This window comes from Hylemonella gracilis str. Niagara R, from assembly GCF_000600295.1.
Lineage (GTDB): Bacteria > Pseudomonadota > Gammaproteobacteria > Burkholderiales > Burkholderiaceae_C > Hylemonella > Hylemonella gracilis_A.
In genome coordinates this window covers 539442-561490 of record NZ_JEMG01000001.1, presented here as the reverse complement: position 1 = coordinate 561490, position 22049 = coordinate 539442, and the positions used below count along the sequence as shown (strand labels likewise).

Annotated in this window: 20 protein-coding genes and 1 pseudogene; 12 read left to right on the top strand and 9 right to left on the bottom strand. The window is 66.4% G+C overall.

The genetic code is table 11. The annotated features are described in order from the left end of the window. Positions 1-5: 5 nt before the first annotated feature. Genes AZ34_RS02600 through AZ34_RS02575 form a run of 6 tightly spaced genes read right to left on the bottom strand, consistent with a single transcriptional unit; the run spans position 6 to position 5706 of the window. On the bottom strand, positions 6-716 hold the full coding sequence (locus AZ34_RS02600) for an ABC transporter ATP-binding protein (protein WP_035604499.1): 711 nt from the start codon (positions 714-716) through the stop codon (positions 6-8). Next, positions 713-1468 (bottom strand): ABC transporter ATP-binding protein, encoded by a 756-nt coding sequence (locus tag AZ34_RS02595; protein WP_035604497.1) that lies wholly within the window; start codon positions 1466-1468, stop codon positions 713-715. The genes AZ34_RS02600 and AZ34_RS02595 overlap by 4 nt, the downstream gene beginning before the upstream one ends. Next, positions 1465-2694 carry a branched-chain amino acid ABC transporter permease gene (locus AZ34_RS02590; protein ID WP_035604493.1) on the bottom strand — a complete coding sequence of 410 codons (1230 nt, stop codon included), beginning with the start codon at positions 2692-2694 and terminating at the stop codon, positions 1465-1467. Before AZ34_RS02590 ends, AZ34_RS02595 begins: the two co-directional genes overlap by 4 nt. Positions 2695-2700: 6 nt before the next feature. Beyond that, on the bottom strand, positions 2701-3642 hold the full coding sequence (locus AZ34_RS02585) for a branched-chain amino acid ABC transporter permease (protein ID WP_035604490.1): 942 nt from the start codon (positions 3640-3642) through the stop codon (positions 2701-2703). A gap of 3 nt (positions 3643-3645) precedes the next feature. Further along, on the bottom strand, positions 3646-4881 hold the full coding sequence (locus AZ34_RS02580) for a branched-chain amino acid ABC transporter substrate-binding protein (protein ID WP_035604488.1): 1236 nt from the start codon (positions 4879-4881) through the stop codon (positions 3646-3648). Between the two features lie 33 nt (positions 4882-4914). Beyond that, on the bottom strand, positions 4915-5706 hold the full coding sequence (locus tag AZ34_RS02575; RefSeq protein WP_035604485.1) for an SDR family oxidoreductase: 792 nt from the start codon (positions 5704-5706) through the stop codon (positions 4915-4917). 180 nt (positions 5707-5886) lie between these two features. On the opposite strand from AZ34_RS02575, the gene AZ34_RS02570 reads away from it, so the two are divergent. The 8 genes from AZ34_RS02570 (at position 5887) to AZ34_RS02535 (ending at position 15099) form a co-directional block, all read left to right on the top strand. Beyond that, positions 5887-7824 (top strand): helix-turn-helix domain-containing protein, encoded by a 1938-nt coding sequence (locus AZ34_RS02570; protein ID WP_231495444.1) that lies wholly within the window; start codon positions 5887-5889, stop codon positions 7822-7824. 50 nt (positions 7825-7874) lie between these two features. Then, positions 7875-8801: a cation diffusion facilitator family transporter gene (locus AZ34_RS02565; RefSeq protein WP_051509472.1), complete on the top strand. Its 927-nt coding sequence runs from the start codon at positions 7875-7877 to the stop codon at positions 8799-8801. A 7-nt stretch (positions 8802-8808) separates the two neighbouring features. Next, positions 8809-10341 carry a DHA2 family efflux MFS transporter permease subunit gene (locus AZ34_RS02560; RefSeq protein WP_035610677.1) on the top strand — a complete coding sequence of 511 codons (1533 nt, stop codon included), beginning with the start codon at positions 8809-8811 and terminating at the stop codon, positions 10339-10341. A gap of 67 nt (positions 10342-10408) precedes the next feature. Further along, a complete protein-coding gene (locus tag AZ34_RS02555; RefSeq protein WP_035604478.1) occupies positions 10409-11194 on the top strand; it encodes a class II glutamine amidotransferase in 786 nt (261 codons plus the stop codon). Positions 11195-11203: 9 nt separating this feature from the next. After that, positions 11204-11812 carry a phosphatidylglycerophosphatase A gene (locus AZ34_RS02550; protein ID WP_051509471.1) on the top strand — a complete coding sequence of 203 codons (609 nt, stop codon included), beginning with the start codon at positions 11204-11206 and terminating at the stop codon, positions 11810-11812. A gap of 105 nt (positions 11813-11917) precedes the next feature. Beyond that, on the top strand, positions 11918-12427 hold the full coding sequence (locus AZ34_RS02545; RefSeq protein ID WP_035604475.1) for a CinA family protein: 510 nt from the start codon (positions 11918-11920) through the stop codon (positions 12425-12427). 31 nt (positions 12428-12458) lie between these two features. Beyond that, positions 12459-14183: an FMN-binding glutamate synthase family protein gene (locus AZ34_RS02540; RefSeq protein WP_035604473.1), complete on the top strand. Its 1725-nt coding sequence runs from the start codon at positions 12459-12461 to the stop codon at positions 14181-14183. Positions 14184-14436: 253 nt separating this feature from the next. Continuing rightward, complete coding sequence (locus AZ34_RS02535) at positions 14437-15099, top strand: YitT family protein (protein ID WP_051509470.1); 663 nt, start codon at positions 14437-14439, stop codon at positions 15097-15099. A gap of 21 nt (positions 15100-15120) precedes the next feature. Here AZ34_RS02535 and AZ34_RS02530 read toward each other — a convergent pair whose 3' ends face one another. Next, entirely contained in the window at positions 15121-16053 is a 933-nt protein-coding gene (locus AZ34_RS02530; RefSeq protein WP_035604471.1) for a LysR family transcriptional regulator, read from the bottom strand. A gap of 115 nt (positions 16054-16168) precedes the next feature. On the opposite strand from AZ34_RS02530, the gene AZ34_RS02525 reads away from it, so the two are divergent. The 4 genes and pseudogenes from AZ34_RS02525 to AZ34_RS02510 form a co-directional block, all read left to right on the top strand. Continuing rightward, on the top strand, positions 16169-16756 hold the full coding sequence (locus AZ34_RS02525) for a pyridoxamine 5'-phosphate oxidase family protein (protein ID WP_035604466.1): 588 nt from the start codon (positions 16169-16171) through the stop codon (positions 16754-16756). 158 nt (positions 16757-16914) lie between these two features. Then, a complete protein-coding gene (gene msrB, locus AZ34_RS02520) occupies positions 16915-17358 on the top strand; it encodes a peptide-methionine (R)-S-oxide reductase MsrB (protein WP_035604460.1) in 444 nt (147 codons plus the stop codon). A 1-nt stretch (position 17359) separates the two neighbouring features. Further along, on the top strand, positions 17360-17866 hold the full coding sequence (msrA, locus tag AZ34_RS02515) for a peptide-methionine (S)-S-oxide reductase MsrA (RefSeq protein WP_035604459.1): 507 nt from the start codon (positions 17360-17362) through the stop codon (positions 17864-17866). Between the two features lie 83 nt (positions 17867-17949). Further along, positions 17950-18261: pseudogene (locus AZ34_RS02510) on the top strand (collagenase-like protease); the annotation flags it as partial. 52 nt (positions 18262-18313) lie between these two features. Here AZ34_RS02510 and AZ34_RS02505 read toward each other — a convergent pair. Together AZ34_RS02505 and AZ34_RS02500 are read right to left on the bottom strand one after the other, a co-directional pair. Then, a complete protein-coding gene (locus AZ34_RS02505; protein ID WP_155831702.1) occupies positions 18314-18568 on the bottom strand; it encodes a hypothetical protein in 255 nt (84 codons plus the stop codon). Beyond that, a complete protein-coding gene (locus AZ34_RS02500) occupies positions 18565-22041 on the bottom strand; it encodes a hemagglutinin repeat-containing protein (RefSeq protein WP_269320452.1) in 3477 nt (1158 codons plus the stop codon). The genes AZ34_RS02505 and AZ34_RS02500 overlap by 4 nt, the downstream gene beginning before the upstream one ends. Between the last annotated feature and the right edge of the window lie 8 nt (positions 22042-22049).

The window sequence follows — 22049 nt, the reverse complement described above, 5'->3', positions numbered from 1 at the left end:
TCTCTTCAGACGGCCAGCCACTGCGAGAGCAGGGCTGGATCGGATTGCAGTTGGGCAGGTGTGCCCTCGAACACGATGCGGCCGTGGCCCATCACGCAGACGCGGTCCGAGACCTTGAGGGCGATGGCGAGCTTTTGCTCGACCAGCACGACGGAGACCCCTTGCGCGCGCATGTCTCGGATGCACTCGGCGACCTGGGCGACGATCATGGGCGCCAGGCCCTCGGTGGGTTCATCGATCAGGATGACGCGGGGGTTGCCCAGCAGCGAGCGGCAGATGGTGAGCATCTGCTGCTCGCCCCCCGACAGGCTGCCGGCGCGCGTGTGGCGCCGTTCCTTGAGACGCGGGAAGTAGTCGAACATCTGCTGCAGGGTCCAGCGGGGTGCGCCCGGTGAGGCGGGTTGTTCGCCCATGCGCAGGTTCTCGTCCACCGTGAGGTTGGCGAACACCTCGCGCTCCTCGGGCACATAGGCCAGGCCCGCGCGGCAGATGCGGTTGGGCTTGGTGCCCGCCAGTTCCTGCTCGGCCAGGCGCACGCTGCCAGCGCTGGGCTGCACCAGGCCCATCACGGCCTTGAGCGTGGTGGAACGGCCCGAGCCGTTGCGGCCCAGCAGGCTCAGCACCTCCCCGGCGCCGACGCTGAACGTGACGCCTTGCAGGATGTGGCTCTTGCCGTAATGGGCGTGCAGGTTCTCGACCTTCAGCAAGGTGCTCATGCCGTGACCTCCTCGCCCAGGTAGGCTTCACGCACGCCCTGGTGCTGGCGGATCTCGTCCGGCGTTCCGGTGGCGATGACCTGGCCGTAGACCAGCACGCTGATGCGGTCGGCCAGCTTGAACACCACGTCCATGTCGTGCTCGACGATGAGCAGGGCACGGCCCTCGGTGACTTCGCGGATCAGGCTCAAGGTGTAGTCGGTCTCTTCGCCGGACATGCCGGCCATGGGTTCGTCCAGCAGGATCAGCTGGGGGTCCGACGCCAGCGTCATCGCGATCTCCAACGAGCGCTGCTCGGAATAACTCAGTTCACCGGCCAGCGTGCCGGCCCGCGCCTGCAGGCGCACGCGCTCCAGCAACTGCTCCGTGGCTACGCGCAGGCCGGGCATGCGGTCCACACGGCGCCAGAAGGCGGTGGGCCAGGCTTGCTGACGCAGCACGGCCAGACGGAGGTTCTCGAACACCGAGAGCTTGGGAAAGATGTTGGTGATCTGGAACGACCGTGCCAGCCCCATGCGGTTGATGCGCTGCGGCGCCCAGGCCGTGATGTCTCGGCCTAAAAACGCGATGCGCCCCGCCGTGGGACTGAGGTTGCCCGAGATCAGATGGAACAGCGTGGACTTGCCCGCGCCATTGGGGCCGATCAGGGCGTGACGCTCGCCGGGTGCGAGGTCGAGGTCCACGCCCCGGATGATCGCGGTCTCGCCAAAGGATTTGCAGAGGCCTTGCAGTTGCAGGATGGGCGTGCTCATGATGTGCCCTCCTCCTTGGTGCGCAGACGCCGCTGCGCATAGACCAGCAGCATGCCGCCCAGCGCCAGCAAAGCCAGGGGGCAGGCCCACGTGACCACGCCCGTGGCCTCCCAGGCGCCGCCAAACATCGTGACCGGCGGCAGCGAGGAGGTCATGGCCGCCATGGCACGGTAATCGTGCGAGCACAGGCGCTGCAGCAGCTCGATCAGAAAAACAGCGCCCGCCGCCAGCAGCAGCACCGCCAACAACCAGACCAGCAGCAGCGGCAGGGCATGGGCCACCCCCAAGCGCCGAACCTGCCGGGCCGCCGCGCCGCCCAGGCCCACCAGGCCTTCGGGCATGAACATCATCACCAGCACGAACAGCACGCCCTGGTACAGCAGCCAGGCCTGGGTGGTGTCGGACACGGCGTAACCGAAGAAGGTCATCAAGGCCGCGCCCAAAGCCGGACCGAGGAAGACACCGACACCACCGATGTAGCTGTTGAGCACGACACTGGCCGAGACGCTGGCCTCGAAGACCACGTAATTCGCTGCTTCGTTGGCCAGCACCTGCAGCCCCCCCGCGATGCCGGAGAACAGGCCCGAGATCGCGAACGCCGACACGCCGAGCCGGTGCACGTCGTAGCCCAGGAAACGCAGGCGATGGCTGTTTTCGCGCAGCCCCAGCGTCAGCCGGCCGGCGGGCGTCAGGGTATGGAAGTACAGCAGCAACAGCGAGAGCAGCACCCAGCCCAGCGCCAGGTAATAGACCTGGGTGCTGGACCCGAAGTCCAGGCCCCAGGCCGGCATGCGCATGGCCGAGATGCCGGACTCGCCGCCGAACAGGCCCTTGAGCTGGGGCGCCAGCGCGTGGAGGATCTCGGCGATGGCGAGGGTGATCATGGCGAAAGCCGTGCCGCTGCGCTGCGTCGCGACCCAGCCCGCGACGACCCCGAAAGCGAATCCCGCCGCGGCACCGACCAGGGGCAGGAGCGGCGTCGGCAGCAGCCCGGTGCCACCCAGCGCGTTCATGCCATGGACGGTGGCGAAGGCACCGACACCGAAATACGCGGCATGCCCGAAGGAGAGCATGCCGGCACGGCCCGCCAACAGGCTGTAAGCGCTGGCGAACAGGGCGGCGATCAGCATCTGCACGGCGGCATTGATCAAGGCGGCCGACAGCAGGCTAGGCAGCATGGCGAGCAAGGCCACGCCGCCCAGCAAGAGGGAGGTAGAGGTACGCATGAAAAATCAGGTCTTGTCGCCCATCAAGCCCTGCGGCCGCAGCAGCAGGACGAGCAGCATCAACACAAAAGGCAGAGTGGCGGACAGGCTGGAGATCTTGAGCGTGAGCAGTCCGCCCACGCTGTGTGCCCAGTCCCGAGCGCCGACCAGGGCAAGCAGATCGGCCAGGCTGTGGTCGATGCCCACGGCCACCGAGGTGAGCACGCCGATCAGCAGCGAGGCCAGCATTGCCCCGCCGAGCGAGCCCAGCCCCCCCACGACCACGACGACAAATACCATGACGCCGATCTCGAGCGCCATGTTCGGACTGGTCGTGTAGAACGCCCCAGCCACGGCGCCCGCCAGGCCGGCCAGCGCCGCGCCCACGCCGAACACGCCCATGAAGACCAGTTGCACGTTGTGCCCCAGCGCCTCGACCATGCGGGGCTTGTAGATGGCCGAGCGCACGATGATGCCCACCCGGGTGCGCGTGAGCAGGAGGTAGAGCAGCGCGAACATGGCCAGGGCCACCCCGCCCATCAACAACCGGTACAGCGGGTACTGCTGCCCACTGAGCACGAAGGCGGGGCCGTCGAGCGCCGCGGGCACCTGGTAGTCCACCGGGAAGTTGCCGAACAGCAGCTTGATGCCCTCGGCAATGATGAAGGACAGGCCGAAGGTGAGCAGCAACTCATGGGCGTGGCCGTGGTGGTGGACACGCCGCAGGAAGAAGCGCTCCACCACCGCGCCGACACCACCGGCCAACAGGGTGGCCACCACGACCGCCGGGCCGAAGCCCATCAGCCCCTGCAAGGTGTAGGCAAAGTAGGCGCCGAGCATGTAGAACGATGCGTGGGCGAAGTTGAGCACCCCCATCATTCCGAAGATCAGCGTCAAGCCAGCCGACACCATGAAGAGCAACAGCCCATAGATCAGGCCATTGAGCAGCGCGAACAGCAAGGCTTCCATGGGTCAGGACGGGCGCTGCATCTTGCAGTTCGCTTGCACGGGCATGGCGGCTTCGTCGGCGCTGTAGACCTTCACGGGCTTGAAGCCCAGGTCCGTGTCGTCCACCTTGTAGCGCGCGTCCTTGCTGACGGTGGAAACCACCAGCGGCAGCAGGATCTGGTGGTCCTCGGCGCGCATGCGGGCTTCGCCCATGGGGGTCTTGATGCGGGCCGTCTCCATGGCGCGGGCAAAGGCGTTCACGTCCAGCTTTCCGCCCACCGGCTTGGTGCGCTTGAGCGCGTCGGCCACCATGTCGAGTCCGAACGCGGTCTGCGGTTCGACGAACACGGGGGCGTGCCCGGTCTTGGCCGTGTAGTCGGCCACGAAACGCGCGCCCTCGGCGCCTGCCGCTTCGGCGTTGAAGACATGGACGATGAAGTGGCCCTCGGCCGTGTCGCCCGCGTTGCGGATATTGCCCGGCTGGTCGAGGAACACCGTGCCGAAAGCCGCCTTGAGGCCGGCGGCCTTGGCGGCTTTCATCATCAGCAACAGGTCGTTGGACCAGTTGCCGGTCAGCACGGTCTGGGCACCCGAGGCGCTGATTTTGGCGATGTAGGGCGAAAAGTCCTGGATCTTGTTGACATCGTGCAAGGTCTTCTCGACCACCTGGTAACCACCGGCCGCCGCATTGGCCACGATGGCGCTCTCCATGTCCTGGCCCCAGGAGTAGTTCTGGTTGATCGCATAGACCTTGGTGCCCAGCGCCTTGGCCTGCTTCATGCCCTGCACCAGCACCTTGGTGCGGACCTGGGCATTGCCCGTGAGGCGGAAGTGGTGGAAGTTGCACTTTTCGCCGGTCAGCTCCAGCGCCTCGGCGCCGACGTTGATGTAGACGATTTCCTTGCCCGGATTGCGCAGGTTGTGCTTGCGCACGTCTTCGGTGATCTGCCCGCCGATGGCCGATGAGGCGCCCTGCACCACGATCTGCACGCCATCGGCGATGGCCGCCTTGAGCTTGTCGGACGCGCCGGCCGGCCCGCCCTGGTTGTCGTACTCGACCAGCTGCACGGGCTCGCCGTTCCAGCCGCCGGCGGCGTTCATCTTGTCGATGGCGTAGCGCACGCCGGCCCGGAAGGTCTGGCCGGTCGACGCCTGCGGACCCGAGAGGGTTTCCAGCACGGCGATCTTGACCGGGTCCGCGTGGGCGGCACAGGCCAGCAGCAGCGCCGCGGGCACTGCAATGAAGCGATGCATGTTCATGGTCTGTCTCCTTTTGTTGTGAAGCGAGGGGGGTTAGAGGTACTCAACGTTGCCGTCCACGCTGATGACCTGACCGGTCAGGTTGCGTGCGCCCGGCGAACACAGGAACAGCGCCGTCGCGGCCACGTCATCGGCGGTCACCATGCGGCGCAGGGAAATCTTGTCGAGGTACTGCTGGCGCATCGCCTCGACGCTGATGCCGAGGGTCGACGCGCGCGCGGCGATCACGCCGTCCATGCGCGCGCCTTCGACCACACCCGGCAGGATGGCGTTGACGCGGATGTCCTGCGGACCAAGCTCGATGGCGAGCGACTTGGTCAGACCGACCACCGCCCACTTGCTCGCCGCATACGGGGTGCGAAAGGCATAGCCCAGGCGCCCCGCGACCGATCCCATGGCGATCAGGCAGGGTGCGTTGCGGGAGGCCTTGAGCAGCGGCACCGCGCGGCGCGCGAAATGGAACTGGCCGTCGAGGTTGACCGCCAGGGTGCGCTCCCAGGCGGCCGCGTCGATGTCCTCGATGGCGCCGGTCGGGCCCGCGATGCCCGCGTTGTTGACCAGCACGTCCAGGCCACCGAGCTGGCTGCGCACGCCCTCGAACACCGCGTCCACGTCGGCCGCGACCGAGGCATCGGCCGTGGTGCCGGTGATGCCCGGCATCTCGGTCGCCAGGCGGTCCAGCGCCAGGCGGTCCACGTCGCAGACGTGCACACGCGCGCCGGCAGCGTGAAAGGCGCGCGCGATCGCGGCGCCTATGCCGTTGGCGCCGGCGGTGATCAGCACGCGCAAGCCAGGAACGGGGCGTAGGGTGTCATGCAAAGCCATGGGGGAGGGCGTTCGAAAAGTTGCCAGAAAGTGGCTTGAGTCTCCACAATCTCTTCCCGGCAAGCCATGTGCGTGGCACACATAAACTGCCGGTGTTTTATGGCAGCTGACACCATAAAAACCGGCTCAATGCGGGTTCCTACCCATCCATCCCCATCCCCTTCCAGACGGAGAACGCTCTTGGATTCCAACCAACAGATCGCAGGCACCCTGCTGGGCCTGCTGCATCAAGGGGCCCCCGCGGAGGACTTCGCCCAGCAACTGGCGGCCGTAGAGGCCCTGCCATCGAGCCACGCGGACAAGGCCGGCCTGGTCGAGACCGTGCGCCAGGCGATGGCGGTGCGCAACCGCCTGGAAATGCTCCAGCAACGCGAGCAGGGCATGGTCGCGGTGATGGAATCGGCGCAGGATCTTTCCGAACGGCTTGAACTGTCAGACCTGCTGACGACCCTCGTGAAACGGACGCGTCATCTGCTCGGCGCCGACATGGCCTGGATTTCCGAGCTGGACGAAGCACGCGGCGTGTTCCAGGCCCTCGCGGCGGACGGCGGCCTCACCCGCGGCTCCACGGCCATGCGGATACGCAGCGACCGGGGCACGGCCAGCATCGTCATGGCCACGCGCATGCCCTTCACCACGCCGGACTACCTGCATGACACCCGTTTCACGCACGACCCGAAGTTCGACGACATCTTCCGCGCCGAGGGCATCAGCGCCCTGGTGGGCGTGCCCCTGATCTGGCAGGACGAGGTGATCGGCCTGCTCTTTGCCGCCGACCGGTATGCCCGGGTCCACACGACACAGAACATCGCCATCCTGCGCACCCTGGCCACGCACGGGGCCGTGGCATTGCGGAACGCGCGCGACTTCGAACGCATCCATGCCGCGTTGGGCAAGGCCGACGAGGCCCGGGCGGAGCTGGAACGGCACGCGCGCAATGTCCAGGCGGCGGCGGACGCGCACGAGCAGATCACCGCCTTGCTGGCGCGCGGCGCTTCCCTCTCGGCCCTGTGCCAGACGGTGGCCGAGCTGCTCGGCGGCAGCCTGCTCGTCCTGGACGAAGCCGCGCAGGTCATCAGCCGGGGCACGGCCACGGGCTACGCCGGCAGCGCGGCGCAGCGCTACCAGGCGCATGGCGAGCACAGCGCCGAGCTGGCCAGTGCGCTGCGCCAGGCCCGCGTGACCGGGCGCTCCGTGCAAGCTTATGAAGTCGATGGCGAGCTCTGCCGTGTCATGCCGGTCATCGGCGGGGAGGATGCCCTGGGAACGCTGGCGCTTTTCCATCGGCGCCGGCTGGAAGACATCGCGGAGCGCACCTTCGAGCGCTGCTCCAGCGTGATCGGCATCGTCCTGCTCTCGCAGGAGCGCCAGGCCGCCAGCAACAGCCGCGAGATGTCCGAACTGATGCGCGCCCTGATTTCGCCCCGGCAAGGCGAGATCGCGGTTTTGCGGGACCGGTCCGAGCGTTTCAGCGTGGATCTGGACCAGCCCCTGGTCCTGGTGCTGGCCGAACTGGACGGCCCGAGCACCAGCTACGCGGTGCGGCGATTGCTGCAGGTCGGCAGCCTCGGGCCCTGCCTGATCGACGAGATCGACGGCGTGCTGGTCATTCTTTGCGGCGCCACCCGCGCCCCCGAGGTGCAGCAGGCGCTGTCCACCTGGGCGCGGCGCGAGGCCGGCGCGGTTCATCGCGGCGTGCTTTCGCGCCCCATCAGCTCGCCGGCCGAATTGCCGGCACTGCACGCCACGCTCAAGCGCGCCCTCGGCGTGCTCAAGCGCCTGGGCGTGAACGAGCGACTGGTCGGTCAGAACGAACTGGCTCTTTATTCGACGCTGTTCGAGACCCACGATGCCACCAGCCTCGGGCAGTTTCTCGAGGCCAGCATCGGTCCGCTGCTGGCGCATGACCGCAAACGCGGCACGGACCTGGGGGCCACCTTGCTCTGCTATTTCGACTGCCATCAGAACGCCAAGACCACGGCGCAGCAGCTCGGCATCCACGTCAACACCGTGCGCCAGCGGCTGGCGACCGTCGAGCACCTGCTGGGTCCTTGGGAGCAGGCCGCGCGCGCGCTCGAGGTCCACATCGCGCTGCGCCTCTGGCGCCTGAGGGGCTGAACGCGCCAGTGACCCCTTGCCTTGGGGCCGTGGCAAACTCCCTACCCATCATGGTTCGCAGCGACGAAGAACAGAAGCAGGCCCTGCGCTCGACCTGGATCAGCGTCTGGGTGAATCTGGGCTTGTCGCTGGCACAGGTGTGGATCGGCATCGTGGCGCGTTCGCAGGCGCTGATCGCCGACGGCCTGCATTCCCTGTCCGATCTGGTGAGCGATGTGCTGGTGCTGGTGGCGGCCCGCCATGCGCAGGACCAGGCGGACGAAACCCATGCCTACGGCCACGCGCGCTTCGAGACGGCGGCCACGCTGGCCATCGGCCTGCTGCTGATCGGCACGGGCGGCGGGTTGCTGTGGTCGGCGGCGGCCAGGTTGAACGCGCTGGCGCACGGCGAGGGGCCGGGCGCGGTGGCGCCCATGGCACTGCTCACCGCGCTGCTGACGCTGGCGGCCAAGGAAGTGCTGTTCCGCTACATGCGGCGCGTGGGCGAACGCCTGCACAGCGCGATGTTGCTGGCCAATGCCTGGCACGCGCGCTCGGACGCGGTGTCGTCCCTGGTGGTGGCGGTGGGCATCGCGGCCAATCTGATGGGCTGGCACAGCATGGACACGCTGGCCGCCTGCGTGGTGGGGCTGATGATCATCAAAACAGGCTGGGGTTTCTCGGCCGAAGCCTTCCGCGACCTGACCGACCACGCGCTGGCCCCCGAGGAAATCACCCGCATCGCGCAGACCATGCGCGCCGTGCCCGGCGTGCGCGGGCTGAACCACTTGCGCACGCGCCGCATGGGCGACTGGGCCGTGATCGACGTGCGGGTGCAGGTGGAGCCCGGCATGACGGTGCTCGAAGGCAACGGCATTGCCGAAGCAGTGACCACCCGCGTCAAGGCCGCGCACCGCGTGGCCGAATGCCTGGTGGTGGTGGAACCCCTGCCGGCCACCGGCCCCGTTCACTCTCGCGAACGCGATCCCCAGGCCTAACATGACCATGAACATTGCCCCGAAAACCCCACGCCCCGCCACGCTGGCCGAGATGCAGGCCCACTACGGCGAGAAATACCGCTGGCGCCTGCTGCTGGCCGTGATGATCGGGACGATGGCATCCATCATGTCGTCCACCATCATCAACGTGGCGATTCCCGACCTGAGCCACCACTTCCATCTGGGCCAGGAGCGCGCGCAATGGGCCAGCTCGGGCTTCATGATCGCCACCACGGTGTCCATGCTCTGCACACCCTGGCTGCTCTCGGCCTTCGGTTACCGCCGCACCTACGTGGTCACCATGCTGATGCTGTTGGGCGGTGGCGTGGTGGGGGGGTTCGCCGACAACTTCGAGCTGGTGCTGGCCGCGCGCGTGGTGGAAGGCATCGCGGCCGGCGTGGTGCTGCCGATTCCGCCCATCATCATCATGCGTGCCTTCGCCCCGCACGAACGCGGACGGGCGGGTGGCATCTTCGGCATGGGCGTGGTGCTGGCGCCGGCCATCGGCCCCAGCATCGGCGGCCTGCTGGTGAGCCTGCTGGGCTGGCGCTCCATCTTCTTCATGGTCGTGCCCTTCTGCCTGGCCGCGCTCTGGCTGGCCTACCGCTACGTGCCGGTCTCCGCGCCCGGCGGCGTGGCGCCGGATCGGCAAGGCAACCGGCTGGACTGGCTGGGCCTGCTGCTGTCCGGCGCGGGCACGGTGGCACTGATCAACGGCATGGTGGCGCTGCATGGCGGGCCGGCTGGGCCATACGCCTGGCCGCTGCTGACCCTGGCCGTGGTCTGCCTGGCTGCCTTCTGGATCTGGCAACGCCGGCAAGTGGCGGGCCCGACTGGCGCTGGAGAAGGCGCGCGCGCGGGTGGCGGCCAGCCCCTGATGCACCCAGCGCTGTTCAACTCGCGCTCCTTCGCGGCGGGCAGCCTGGTGGCCTTCATCTACGGCACGGCGCTGTTCGGCTCCACCTACCTGTTGCCGCTCTACATCCAGATGGCGCAGGGTCTGTCGGCCGCGCATGTGGGCACCATCATGCTGCCCGCCGGGCTGGTGCTGGCGGTGACCATCCCGCTGGCGGGGCGCCTGTCCGACCGTTTCCCCATCCGCGTGCTGATCTGCATCGGCCTGGCCCTGCTGGCCGCGTCCTTCGCGCTGATGCTCACCTTGGGCCTGGGGGCGGCCATCTTTTGGCTGGTGATCTGGTCCGTGCTGGGGCGCATCGGCCTGGGTTTTGTCCTGCCCTCGCTGAACAACGGCGCCATGGGGGGGCTGGAGCCCAAGCTGATCTCGCAAGCGTCCAGCGCCATCAACTTCATCCGCATGCTGGGCGGCTCCATCGGTGTCAGCCTGTGCGGCATCGTGCTGGAATGGCGCATCGCCGCGCATGGCGACAACCTCAAGCAAACGGCCAGCAGCCCGGCGCGGCTGGCCGCCTTTGACGAGGTGTTTCTGATGCTGGCCCTGCTCTGCGCGCTGGCCATGGTGGCGGCCTGGCGCATGCAGGGCACACCCCGCCCAGGCGCGCCCACGACCAGACCGAACTGAAGCACGCAGGGGGCAGGGCGCCGCCGGCGCCCGATGCACGGCAGTGCCGGCAGGCGACAATCCAGCCATGTGCCAGTTACTCGGTATGAATTGCATCGCGCCGACGGATGTGATGTTCAGCTTCAGCGGCTTCGCCGAGCGTGGCGGGCGCACCGACCACCACAAGGACGGTTGGGGCATCGCCTTCTTCGAGGACAAGGGCGTGCGCCATTTCGTGGACCATCAGGCCGCGGCCGAATCACCCGTGGCCGAGCTGATCCGGCGTTACCCCATCAAGAGCCGCAATGTCATCGCCCACATCCGCAAGGCCACCCAGGGCGCGGTGACGCTGCAGAACTGCCACCCCTTCGTGCGTGAACTCTGGGGCCGTTATTGGGTGTTCGCCCACAACGGGGACCTGAAGGACTACGCGCCGCGCCTGCACGGGGGTTTTCGCCCCGTGGGCGACACCGACAGCGAGCGCGCCTTCTGCTGGCTGATGCAGGAACTGGCCAAGGCGCACGCCACCGTGCCCAGCGTGGCCGACCTGACCCTGACCCTGGGCGAGCTGGTGCCGCGCATCGCGCGCCATGGCGTCTTCAACTTTCTGTTCAGCAACGGCGAGGCGCTGTGGGCGCATGCCTCGACGAACCTCTGCTACGCGCAACGCCAGCATCCCTTCGGGCGCGTAACCCTGCGCGACGAAGACCTGAGCCTGAACCTGGCCGAGCTGACCACGCCCACCGACCGGGTGGCCGTGGTCGCCACCACCCCGCTGACGCAGGACGAAACCTGGATACCCCTGGCCCCAGGCGAGCTGAAAGTGTTCGTGGACGGCGCGCCCCGGAGAAGCCGGCCGTTTTCGCTTCCATAATCCACTCCCATGGCTACACCACAAGAATCCGAACCGGACTCCGGATTCCACGACTCCCTGCCCACGCTGCCGAGCTGGCATGAAGGCGCGCAACAGCGCTTGGTGCGCGCCAATGGGCGCTTCATGCTGTCGCACCCGGCCCATCTGCTGGCGCTGGGCCTGGGCTCGGGCCTGTCGCCCAAGGCACCGGGCACGGTGGGCACGCTGTGGGCCTGGGCGGCCTTTCTGGTGCTGCAACCCTGGATGAACGACGCGCGCTGGGCGCTGCTGCTGGCCATTGCCCTGCCCCTGGCCTGGTGGGCGGGGGCGCTGACCGCCAAGCACCTGCACAACAGCGACCCGCGCTGCGTGGTCATCGACGAGATCGTGGCCTTCTGGCTGGTGCTGTGGCTGCTCATGCCGGCCAACATCTGGGAGCAACTGGCGGCCTTTGCCCTGTTCCGCTACTTCGACGCGGCCAAGCCCGGCCCGGTGGGCTGGGCCGACCGTCTGTACGAGCATCTCAAGCCCGCGCGGGCGCGCTGGGGCTGGACCAAGGTCGGCTGGGGCATTCTGCTCGATGACCTGGTGGCCGCGCTCTGCACGCTGATGGTGCTGGCACTCTGGCGCAGCCTATGAAGCACCCCCAGGCTCCGCGCCCTTCGGTCGCTGCGCCACCCCCCTCAAGGGGGCAACGCTGGCGGCACGGCAAAGCCGGTTCCGCGGCGTTCCCCGCTTAAGCCCATGCAAGCATCCGCTTCCGCCTTCGTTCAGCACATCGCGGCGCAGCTGCAGGCCCGCGGCTGGATGTTGGCCACGGCGGAGAGCTGCACGGGCGGTCTGGTGGCCGCGGCCTGCACGGACCTGGCGGGCTCGAGTGCCTGGTTTGAGCGTGGCTTCGTGACCTACTCCAACACCGCCAAGACCGAGCTGCTGGGCGTGGACGCCGTGCTGATCGAGACCCACGGCGCTGTCAGCGAGCCGGTGGCCCGGGCCATGGCCGCGGGCGCGCTGGCCCGCTCCGCCGCGCAGTTGTCTGTCGCCATCACCGGCATCGCCGGGCCCACGGGCGGCAGCGCCGACAAGCCTGTGGGCACGGTCTGGTTCAGCTGGGGCGCGCGGGTCGGTGCCGACACGCCCCTGCTGCTGCGCGCCGAGCGGCTGCTGTTGCCCGGCGACCGCGCCGCCGTGCGCGCGGCCGCCACCGAACATGCCTTGCGCGGCCTGCTCGCCACGCTGGCTGGGCTGACCTGAGAACAACAACACCTCGCGCAAGGAGACTCCCATGCGCCACGCGTTCAACGAACATATCCGCCTGCTGCTGCGCCACGCCGCGTTGGGCCTGAGCCTGCTGGCCTTGCTGATCGGGCTGGCACTGTGCGCGCGGGACTGGGCGGCCTTCATGGAGTTCAGCGCCGACACCGCAGGCAGCGCTGGCCTGGGCAGCGGATCGACGGCGGTGCCACTGCTGCAGGTGCTGGGCCTGCTGGGCTGGCCGCTGTGGCTGGCGCTGGTGGGCGGGGTGCTGTCGGCCATTGGCCTGCGCGACCTGGTGCAGACGCGCCACGCGGTGCTGCGCAACTACCCGCTGCTGGGGCATCTGCGCTTCCTGCTGGAGTTCATCCGGCCGGAGATCCGGCAGTACTTCATCGAGGGCGAGAACGAGGCCGCGCCGTTCTCGCGCGCGCAGCGCTCCCTGGTCTACCAGCGTGCCAAGGGCGTGCCAGACAACCGGCCCTTCGGCACGCTGCTGGACGTGTCGCGCAACGGGCACGAGTGGATCAACCACTCCATGGCACCCACGCGCATCGACGGCCAGGACTTCCGCGTGCTCATCGGTGAAGGCCGCAAGCGCCCCTACAACGCCAGCGTCTACAACATCTCGGCCATGAGCTTTGGCTCGCTCTCGGCCAACGCCATCCTGGCGCTCAACGCGGGCGCCAAGCGCGGTGGCTTCGCACACGACACGGGCGAGGGCTCCATTTCCGCCCACCACAGGGTGCACGGCGGCGACCTGATCTGGCAGATTGCATCGGGCTACTTCGGCTGCCGCCACCCCGACGGCCGCTTTGACCCGCAGAGCTTCGCGGCCCAGGCGCGCGACCCGCAGGTCAAGCTCATCGAGGTCAAGCTCAGCCAGGGTGCCAAGCCCGGCCACGGCGGCATCCTGCCGGCGGCCAAGGTGACGGCGGAAATCGCCGCCGCGCGTGGCGTGCCCCAAGACCAAGCCTGCATTTCACCGCCCGCGCACAGCGCGTTTTCCTCACCGTTGGGCTTGCTGCAGTTCATTGAGCAACTGCGTGAGCTTTCGGGTGGCAAGCCCGTGGGCTTCAAGTTCTGCGTGGGCCATCCCTGGGAGTGGTTCGGTATCGTCAAGGCCATGCTGGAGTCGGGCATCCTGCCGGACTTCATCGTCGTCGACGGCGCCGAGGGCGGCACGGGCGCCTCGCCGCTGGAGTTCTCCGACCACGTGGGCGCGCCGCTGCAGGAGGGCCTGCTGCTGGTGCACAACACGCTCAAGGGCGCGGGGCTGCGCGGGCGCATCCGCGTCGGCGCGGCGGGCAAGGTGGTCAGCGCCTTCGACATCGCACGCACCCTGGCCATGGGCGCGGACTGGTGCAACGCGGCACGTGGTTTCATGTTCGCGCTGGGTTGCATCCAGGCGCAGGCCTGCCACACCGGCCACTGCCCCACGGGCGTGACCACGCAGGACCCGCTGCGCCAACGCGCCCTGGTGGTGCCGGACAAGGCCGAGCGGGTCTACCGCTTCCACCACAACACGATGCACGCGCTCAAGGAGCTGGTGCAGGCCGCCGGGCTGCGGCACCCGAACGAAATCACGGCCCACCACATCGTGCGCCGCGTCAATGAAAACGACGTGCGACTGCTGTCCAACCTGGTCACCCAGCTGGAGGAGGGCGCGCTGCTGGACCCGGTCCGGCTCGACCGGCTGCACAACGTCTACCGCTACTACTGGCCCCGGGCCCGGTCGGACCGCTTCACGCTCTGACCCCCTTGGCGGCGAAGTCGCCACAGCCCAGGCCGGTGTACGGGGCCGGCGACCAAGCGGTGGTGATTCCTCCATTCATCCGTGGTGGCCACACACAGCAGGTGCCCCCTCGGGCCAGGCGATTTCGGTGTCTAATTTCGTCCGTGCCCGACTTGCTACCCAGGACGGGCGCAGCGTTGTCCGACCTTGCGGCCCACCCGGCCGCGCCCCTGTTGCTTATCCCGCAGCTGCCCCAGGCTCACACGAACCCGCCATGAAAATCGACCCCGCGCAAAGCGCCCCTGAAAGTGCCCTGCCCAGCGCCGCCCCCAGCCCCGTGCAGGCCGTGCCTCACACCTGGCTGGAAGACGCCATCGCCCTGACCACGGGCGTGCTCTTCGTGGCCCTCGGCCTGGTGATGTTCAAGCATGCCGGCATCCTGATCGGCGGCGTGGCCGGCCTGGCCTTCCTGGCCAGCTATGCCTTCGGCTGGAACCTCGGCCTGTGCTTCTTCCTCTTCAGCCTGCCTTTTTTCTGGTTGTCCTGGAGGCAGCTCGGCACCGAATTCACACTCAAGAGCCTGGGCTCGGTGGCGGCGGTGTCCATCTTCACGGCGCTGGCGCCCAAGGTGCTGCAGTTCGACCAGGTCAACCCCTGGCTGGCCGCCGTGTTGGGCGGTCTGCTGATCGGCTTCGGCCTGCTGGCCCTGCTGCGCCACCACGCCAGCGTGGGCGGCGTCAACATCCTGGCCCAGTGGGCGCAGCAAAAGCGCGGCTACTCGGCCGGCAAGGTGCAGCTCGCGGTGGACCTGCCCATCGTGCTGCTGGCTTTCCTGGTCGTCACGCCTGAGCGCGTGTTGCAGTCCGTGCTGGGCGCGCTGGCGCTGGGGGCGTTTCTGGCGCTGAACCACAAACCCGGGCGATACCTGGGCGTGTGAGGGTTCGCGTGCGGCGGCGGCTCAGCGCCGGCCCATCGCGGCGTCGACCTCAGCCAAACACTGTTCGAGCCGGGGTGTGGCGAAGTCCAGCAGCGCACGCAACTTCAGCGGGATCAGCCGCTTGCTGGGATAGACCAGGCTCACGGGCAGCGGTTCGCTGTCATGCGCCGTCAGCACCGGCACCCGCCGTCCGGCCGCGACATGCGGCGCCACCTGGTAACTGGTGGCCTGCACCAGGCCCAGACCGGCGATTGCGGCCTGCAAGGCCGACTCCGGTGTGCTCGTGGACACGCGCACATGCACCGGCAGCTGCTGCTCCGTGACCTTGTCCCCTTGACGCACGGAGAACGTCCAGGTCTTGGAGACCCCCAGCCCCGTCCAACTGATGCAGTCATGCCCTGCCAGCGCTGACAGATCCAGCGGCGTGCCACGCGCCTGCAGGTAGGCGGGCGCGGCGCAGACGACGACGCGGATGGCGCCCAGTTCACGCGCCACCAGACTGCTGTCGCCCAGGGTACCAATGCGCAACGCGCAGTCCACATGCTCCTCCACCAGCGGCAGCACCCGGTCGACCAGTTGCAGATGGACATTGACCTGCGCATACGCACGCAGGAATTCGTGCACCACCGGCTGCAGATGCTGCTGGCCGAAGCCCAGCGGCGCCGTGATGACCAGGTCGCCCTTGGGCTCGCGGTATTCGCCGCTCACCTCCTCGTCGGCGTCCCGCATGGCGTCGAGCACGCGGCTGCAGGTTTCGAAGTAGCGCTTGCCACCGTCGGTCAACGCCACGTGTCTTGTGGTGCGGACCAGGAGCCTCACCCCCAGCGCCTCTTCGAGCAGGGCCACTTTGCGGCTGACATTGGCCACCGGCATGCCCAGGGCACGGCTGGCGGCCGAGAAGCCGCCGCTGCGGGCCACCGCCACGAAGGCGGTGATGGCGTCGAATCGGTCCATATCTTTCCAGTTTCTGAGAAAGTGATTCCTGATCCAAACAGATTATCAAACCCGGCGATATGAAAAACAATGCTGCCAACGCCCAGCCCCTGCTGGACGCCCCCAAGAGATCGCCATGAGCAACGCTTACGCGAACATCACTTTCACCCCGGCCGTGCGCGCGGCCCAGGCCCGCGACGGCAGCCGCGCGCAGTACGCACGGGCCTTCGAGTCCGGCGGCGAGCTGGACCATGCCGAACTCGGGCCGCAGGAAGCCGCGTTCATTCAGGCCCAGCGCAGCTTTTACATGGCCACCGTGTCGGAAACGGGCTGGCCCTATGTGCAGCATCGGGGTGGCCAACCGGGCTTCCTGCGCGTCGTCGACGCCCGGACGCTGGCGTTCACGGACGTGCCGGGCAACCGGCAGTTCATCAGCGTGGGCAACCTCGCGCACAACGATCGTGTAGCCCTGATCCTGATGGATTACACGCGCCGTCGGCGCCTCAAACTCCTGGGCCGACTGAGCGTGCAGGAATCCACGGACGTGGAACACCCGGGGCGCGAGATGACGATCCGCGTCGAGGCCTATGACTGGAACTGCCCGCAACACATCCCGCTGCGCTTCGAAGCCGAGGACGTGCAGCGCGCGCTCGAAGAACGCGACCAGCGCATCGCGCAGTTGGAAGCCCAGCTCGCCCAAGTTGCTTCCCAGCCTGGCGTCTGAGTTCAGCGGGCCCGCCACGGCGCGGGCAGCGGCACCGCCCGCCCTGATCTACGATCACACCGGTCGTACCCCGGCGCCGTGCTGAGGCCGCTTGAAAATCCCCCACGCGGGACCATGTGGAGAGACCCCGCCCCACCCCGAAAGGAACTGGAATCCCAATGACGTACACCAAATCACCCGAAGCGATCGCCCGTCTGACCCCCGAGCAATTTCGGGTGACGCAGCAAAACGGAACGGAATACGCCGGCACCGGTGAATACCTGGACAACCACGCGCCGGGCATCTATGTCGACATCGTCTCGGGCGAGCCCTTGTTCGCGTCCTCGGACAAGTTCGAATCGGGTTGCGGCTGGCCGAGCTTCACCAAGCCCATCGTGCCGGCGTACGTGCACGAGCTGCGCGACGTCAGCCACGGCATGGTGCGCACCGAGGTGCGTTCGGCGCATGGCGACAGCCACCTCGGACATGTCTTCCCCGACGGCCCGCCGGACCGGGGCGGGCTGCGATACTGCATCAATTCGGCCTCCTTGCGTTTTGTCCACCGCGACGACATGCAAGCCCAGGGCTATGGAGAATACCTGAACCAAGTTGAGGAGATCTGAGATGGCGACTGAACGCGCGGTGCTGGCAGGCGGCTGCTTCTGGGGCATGCAAGACCTGATCCGCAAGATGCCCGGTGTGGTGTCGACCCGGGTGGGTTATTCGGGTGGCGATGTGCCGAATGCGACCTACCGCAACCACGGCACCCATGCCGAGGCGATCGAGATCGTCTTCGACCCGGCCGTGATGAGCTACAGGCGCTTGCTGGAGTTCTTCTTCCAGATCCACGACCCCACCACGCCCAACCGGCAGGGCAACGACCGCGGCACGTCGTACCGCTCGGCGATCTATTTCACCTCGGAATCCCAGCGGCGTGTAGCGATCGACACCATCCAGGACGTCGAGGCCTCCGGCCTCTGGCCAGGCAAGGTGGTGACGGAAGTCGAGGCCGTGGGCGACTTCTGGGAAGCGGAACCGGAACACCAGGACTACCTGGAGAAGCACCCGGGGGGTTACACCTGCCACTATGCGCGGCCGGGCTGGGTGTTGCCGCGGCGGGCAGCAAGCTGAGAGGCGTCTGAACGGGCCTCAGTTTGAAGGCTCGAAGGTGTCTATTGGACTCGGGGCGATTCCTTCTGCGCTCTGTACGGCGTGTGAAGGTGATAGCCGCTGCCCACGAAAGCCACGAGGAACTGGGTAAAGCCAGCCTCATGATCACCAAGCACGGCGTGCGTTTCTCCTTGAGCCTCTGCTCCAAGCAGGCCAAGGGCGTCACCGGCGTGCAAGGCACCGTGCGCGCCGAACCCATGATCATCACCCAGGGCAAGGAGAAGTTCACCCTGCACTTTGATTGCAAGCCCTGCGAAATGCACGTCGTGGGCAAGATCAAACCCTCGGTGATCAAGCAGCAGGCGCGGGAAGTACCGTTGACGTTTGATCGGAAGAGGCCGGGGGTTTCTGTTTAGCTACGCTGACCACGCCAGGGCTTCCGAATTTTTGATTCCCAAGGCGATTCACCTATGGCCTGATCCGCGCACTATTGACCACATCAAGCAATGCCTCTAGCTCCAGTCCATACTCATTAGGCTCAAAGTTGGGCAATATTCCTTTCATCATAAATTCATCATTTATCAGCGCGCAAAGTTCATCAATAGTAGCCATGGACAACCGCTCACCCGCAAGTTCACCGATGATGTTGTGAGAATTCATTGCGCCTTTCAGGTACAAAGACTTCACAATTGCCTCTTGTCTCTCTGTGAGTTCAATTTTCATTTTCGGGTCCCCGCAGAACTAGTCGCCCAATTAGTTACGACATTCCCCTCTGAGTTAACAACCACGGTTGCGTTCTGGCCTATGTATCTAAATGTCGGACCATACTTGCTCGGCACGTACTGGATACCCACAGGGTTGGCGAAGGCATCATTGATAGCAGATTGACTAACTCCGATTCCGCCGTCGCGGCCATTAATTTGTGAAACCGCGTGGGCCGAATAACTCGTAATCGTTGTAGGCGCTCTGGCGCCAGCCGCTTGCTCTGCAGACAGTTGCATATTGAGGCGTGCACCAGTAACCGAGTTTGCTGCTCCACCTGCAGTAGTCCCCCCAGTTAACCCTGTTCCTTCTGTGCCCGCCGACGTACGACTCCCCGTAGTCGTCGGCAACGCCTGCCCAGCAGCCGCGCCCATCCCTCTCGTAGGTGTGGTGACGGAACCTCCCTCATTGGGCAAGCCCGTCATTGCGGCCTCACCCATTGCACCAAGCACACGATTACCCAATTGGCTTCCATCACCAGGGGTAGCATTACCAGAGGTATAGACGGTCTGCGCAATACCAAGGTTCGCCGAACTGACTGCGAGAACCTCCTGAGCTGTTCCAACTTGATTCTTCAAGCCCTGCCCTGCGTTCAACAGCTGTTGAACCTGTTGAGGCGTTGCGTTGACTAGATTGGCATCATGCGCGGCGTCGTTGTAAGCAACGTATGCACCACTCACGTTGGGAACAATGCCCGTGACATTTCGACTGCTGATATGACTATAGAGGTCAGCTGTCTGTGGTAGCGATGCGGCGTTAGTGGTGTGGTCGTTGAATGCACTGGTTCCCCGTGCATCAAAGAGCGTTCCACCACCCACATTTTTCGGACCCGCGCCCTGTGCCGTCTGCTTCAAGAAGGCTGCAGCTTGAGGGTTTTCGGTGATCCGCTCTGCCCAAGCGCTATCCACTTGCCGCAAGCTCTGTTTTGTCAACTCAGCGATTGCTTGGTCAGTGCTGATGCCGCCACGCTGAGCAGCATACTTCGCCGCGTTTTCTCGGATAAGTTCTGCTTCGGTCGAATGCAACTGCCTGTATTCGAGTTCTCCGCGTTCGGCCTGATCCAGGAATGCCGCTTTGTTATTTATGAGCAGCTGCTGGCTCGCAGCCGAGTTGGTCGTCACCGGTGCTGGCCTATTCGCATCAATCTGCTCGCTGTTGGCCCAAGCATTGGCACGGTAGGCCAGGTCCGTCATGTACCCCGTCACCGTCGCCGTGGCTTCTCCTGCGCCTTTCACGTGCATGCCTTCGTGCGCCACGGTGTTGACCACGCTCTTGAGCCGGTTGCCCTCCATGTCCACGTAGATGGTCTTGCCGCTTTCGTCGACCGCGCCATAGGCCCAGGTGCCGTCCGTCATCTTGACGCGGCTTCCATCTCCGCCATTGATGAACTTGTCAATGCCGTTGGTGCTGTCTTGCGCGGTTTGCGCGTCCTTCGTCAGTCCATCGCGCAGGTTTTCCGTTTCGCCGGCTAATTTGCCCTCATTCGCATAGGCCAATTCCTGGCCCTTGCCCACGGTGTTCCACGCATTGAGGACTTGATCCGGGTCGGTCGCCAAGCTCGTTGCCGCCGCCCCCACACGCGCCACATCCGCCACTGCACCCGCCGCCGCCATGGCGCTGTTCTTGCCCAGGTTCTTCTGGTCATTGAGCAGACTGTCCCGGCCTGCGCTGGTCAACCACCGGTTGTCCATCGTCACACCGGCATTCAAGCCCCCCGTCTGCTGGTCCAGCGTCGTGATCTGGGCCTCGTTCACGTTGCGGTTCAGGCTGGCGTACTGTTCTTGTCCGCTCAGGTCGGCACCACCCACCTTGATGTTGCCCAGGCCCAGCGTGGCCTGCGTCTCGCCTTCCTTCTTGTGGCCCTCGTTGCTCATGCTCACGGTCGTCGAGCCGCTGCCGCCGTAGCTGACGTTGTTGCCCTTGGCATCGGCGCTGCGGCCCGAGCTGGTCTGGAACCCCCAGCCACTCTGCTCGCTCTCGCTCTTGTCCTCCAGGTCACTGACGGTCAAGGTCCCGGTCGTCAGGTTCAGCTTGCCGTGGTCGGTCAGCGTGCCGTCTTTGTTCTGCGTCGCGTTGGCGATCAGCCCGCCGATCAGCGTCGTGTCCTTGGCCGTGATCTGGCTGTTGGCGCCGTCGGTGATCAACAGTTGGGTCTGGCTGCCCACCTCCTGGGCTTCGCTGCTGCCGCTGCTGCGGTTCACCCCGACGTTGGCGCTCTGCGAGCTGCCCTTGCTGCTCGTGCTGTTGCTCACCCCCACGCTGGTGCTCTTGCTGCTGTTGCTGCTGCTGCTCGTGTCCTGCAAGCTCTGCACCGTCAGGCTGCCCACGTTCAGGTCCGCTGTCTTGGCCGTCACTTCCGCGCCCCGCAGCGTGAAGCTGTCCGCATCACTCTCCAGGTGCCCCACGTTGATGCGGCTGTTCACGTTCTGCAAGCTCGTGCTGCTGCTTTGGCTGCTGCTGGTGCTGGCCGAGGCGCTGGCCGAGCCGTTGCTGCCTCCGCTGGCGGTCACGCTCTTGGTGCTGCTGCTGGTCTCGTTTTTGTATTGGTCGATGCCCGCGGTGATCAGCACCTTGTCGCTGTCCAGCTTCAGCCAGCCCGCCGTGATGTCACTGCCCTCGATGGTCGTGTTCTTGCCGCTGATGACCAGGCCGCCCGCATCGATGCTGCTGCCTTGCCAGGTGCTGGCCGTCTGGGTCGTGCTCGTCGTGGTCACTTCCTTTTGCGCGCTGCCGCTGACATAGAAGCCCGTGCCCATGCTTTGTGATGCCGCCGTTGCCGCGCCCGCGATGGACGCCGCCGCCGAGATCTCGGCCTGCACCAGGTTGGCCGCCGCCGCGACCATATTGATTTCATAGTCCTTCAGCGCCGCCTTGGCCAGCTCGCCACTGTCCACCCGCTTCTTCGCGTCCTCATAGGCATCCTTGGCATCCTTCGCGGCATCAAAGGCGTCTTTCAGCGCCTTGACCGCCAGCGCCGTGTCCACATAGGCGTTGCGCACCGCCACCGCAGTGGTGGTGGTCTCTACCTCGGTGCGCTTCTCCGTACTGGTGGTGTCTTGCTTGCCCGTGACGTTCACGTCACCGCCAGCCTGCACAATGGCTTGGCCTTCCACCTCGACCTTGCTCGCCACGATGTTGACGTCCTGCGTGGCCAGCACCGCCAGGTTGCCCACGTTCAGCGTCGTGCCCTTGTGCGTGGTGCTGGTGGTGGTCGTGGTCTCGGTGGTCTTGACCTCCTTCATGCCGCCCAGCGACACCTCGTCCTTGTTCAGCTTGCTGCCCAGCCCGCCCACCGTGTGCTCGCTGTGGCTGGTTTCGCTGGTGCTCGTCTCCGCCGCCGCCTCCAGCGTCACGTTCTTGCCCGACAGCACGGCCGTGCCCTCGGTGCTCACGTCCGCCCCGATCAGGGTGACGTTGTTCTGGGCTGCCAGCACCAGCTGGT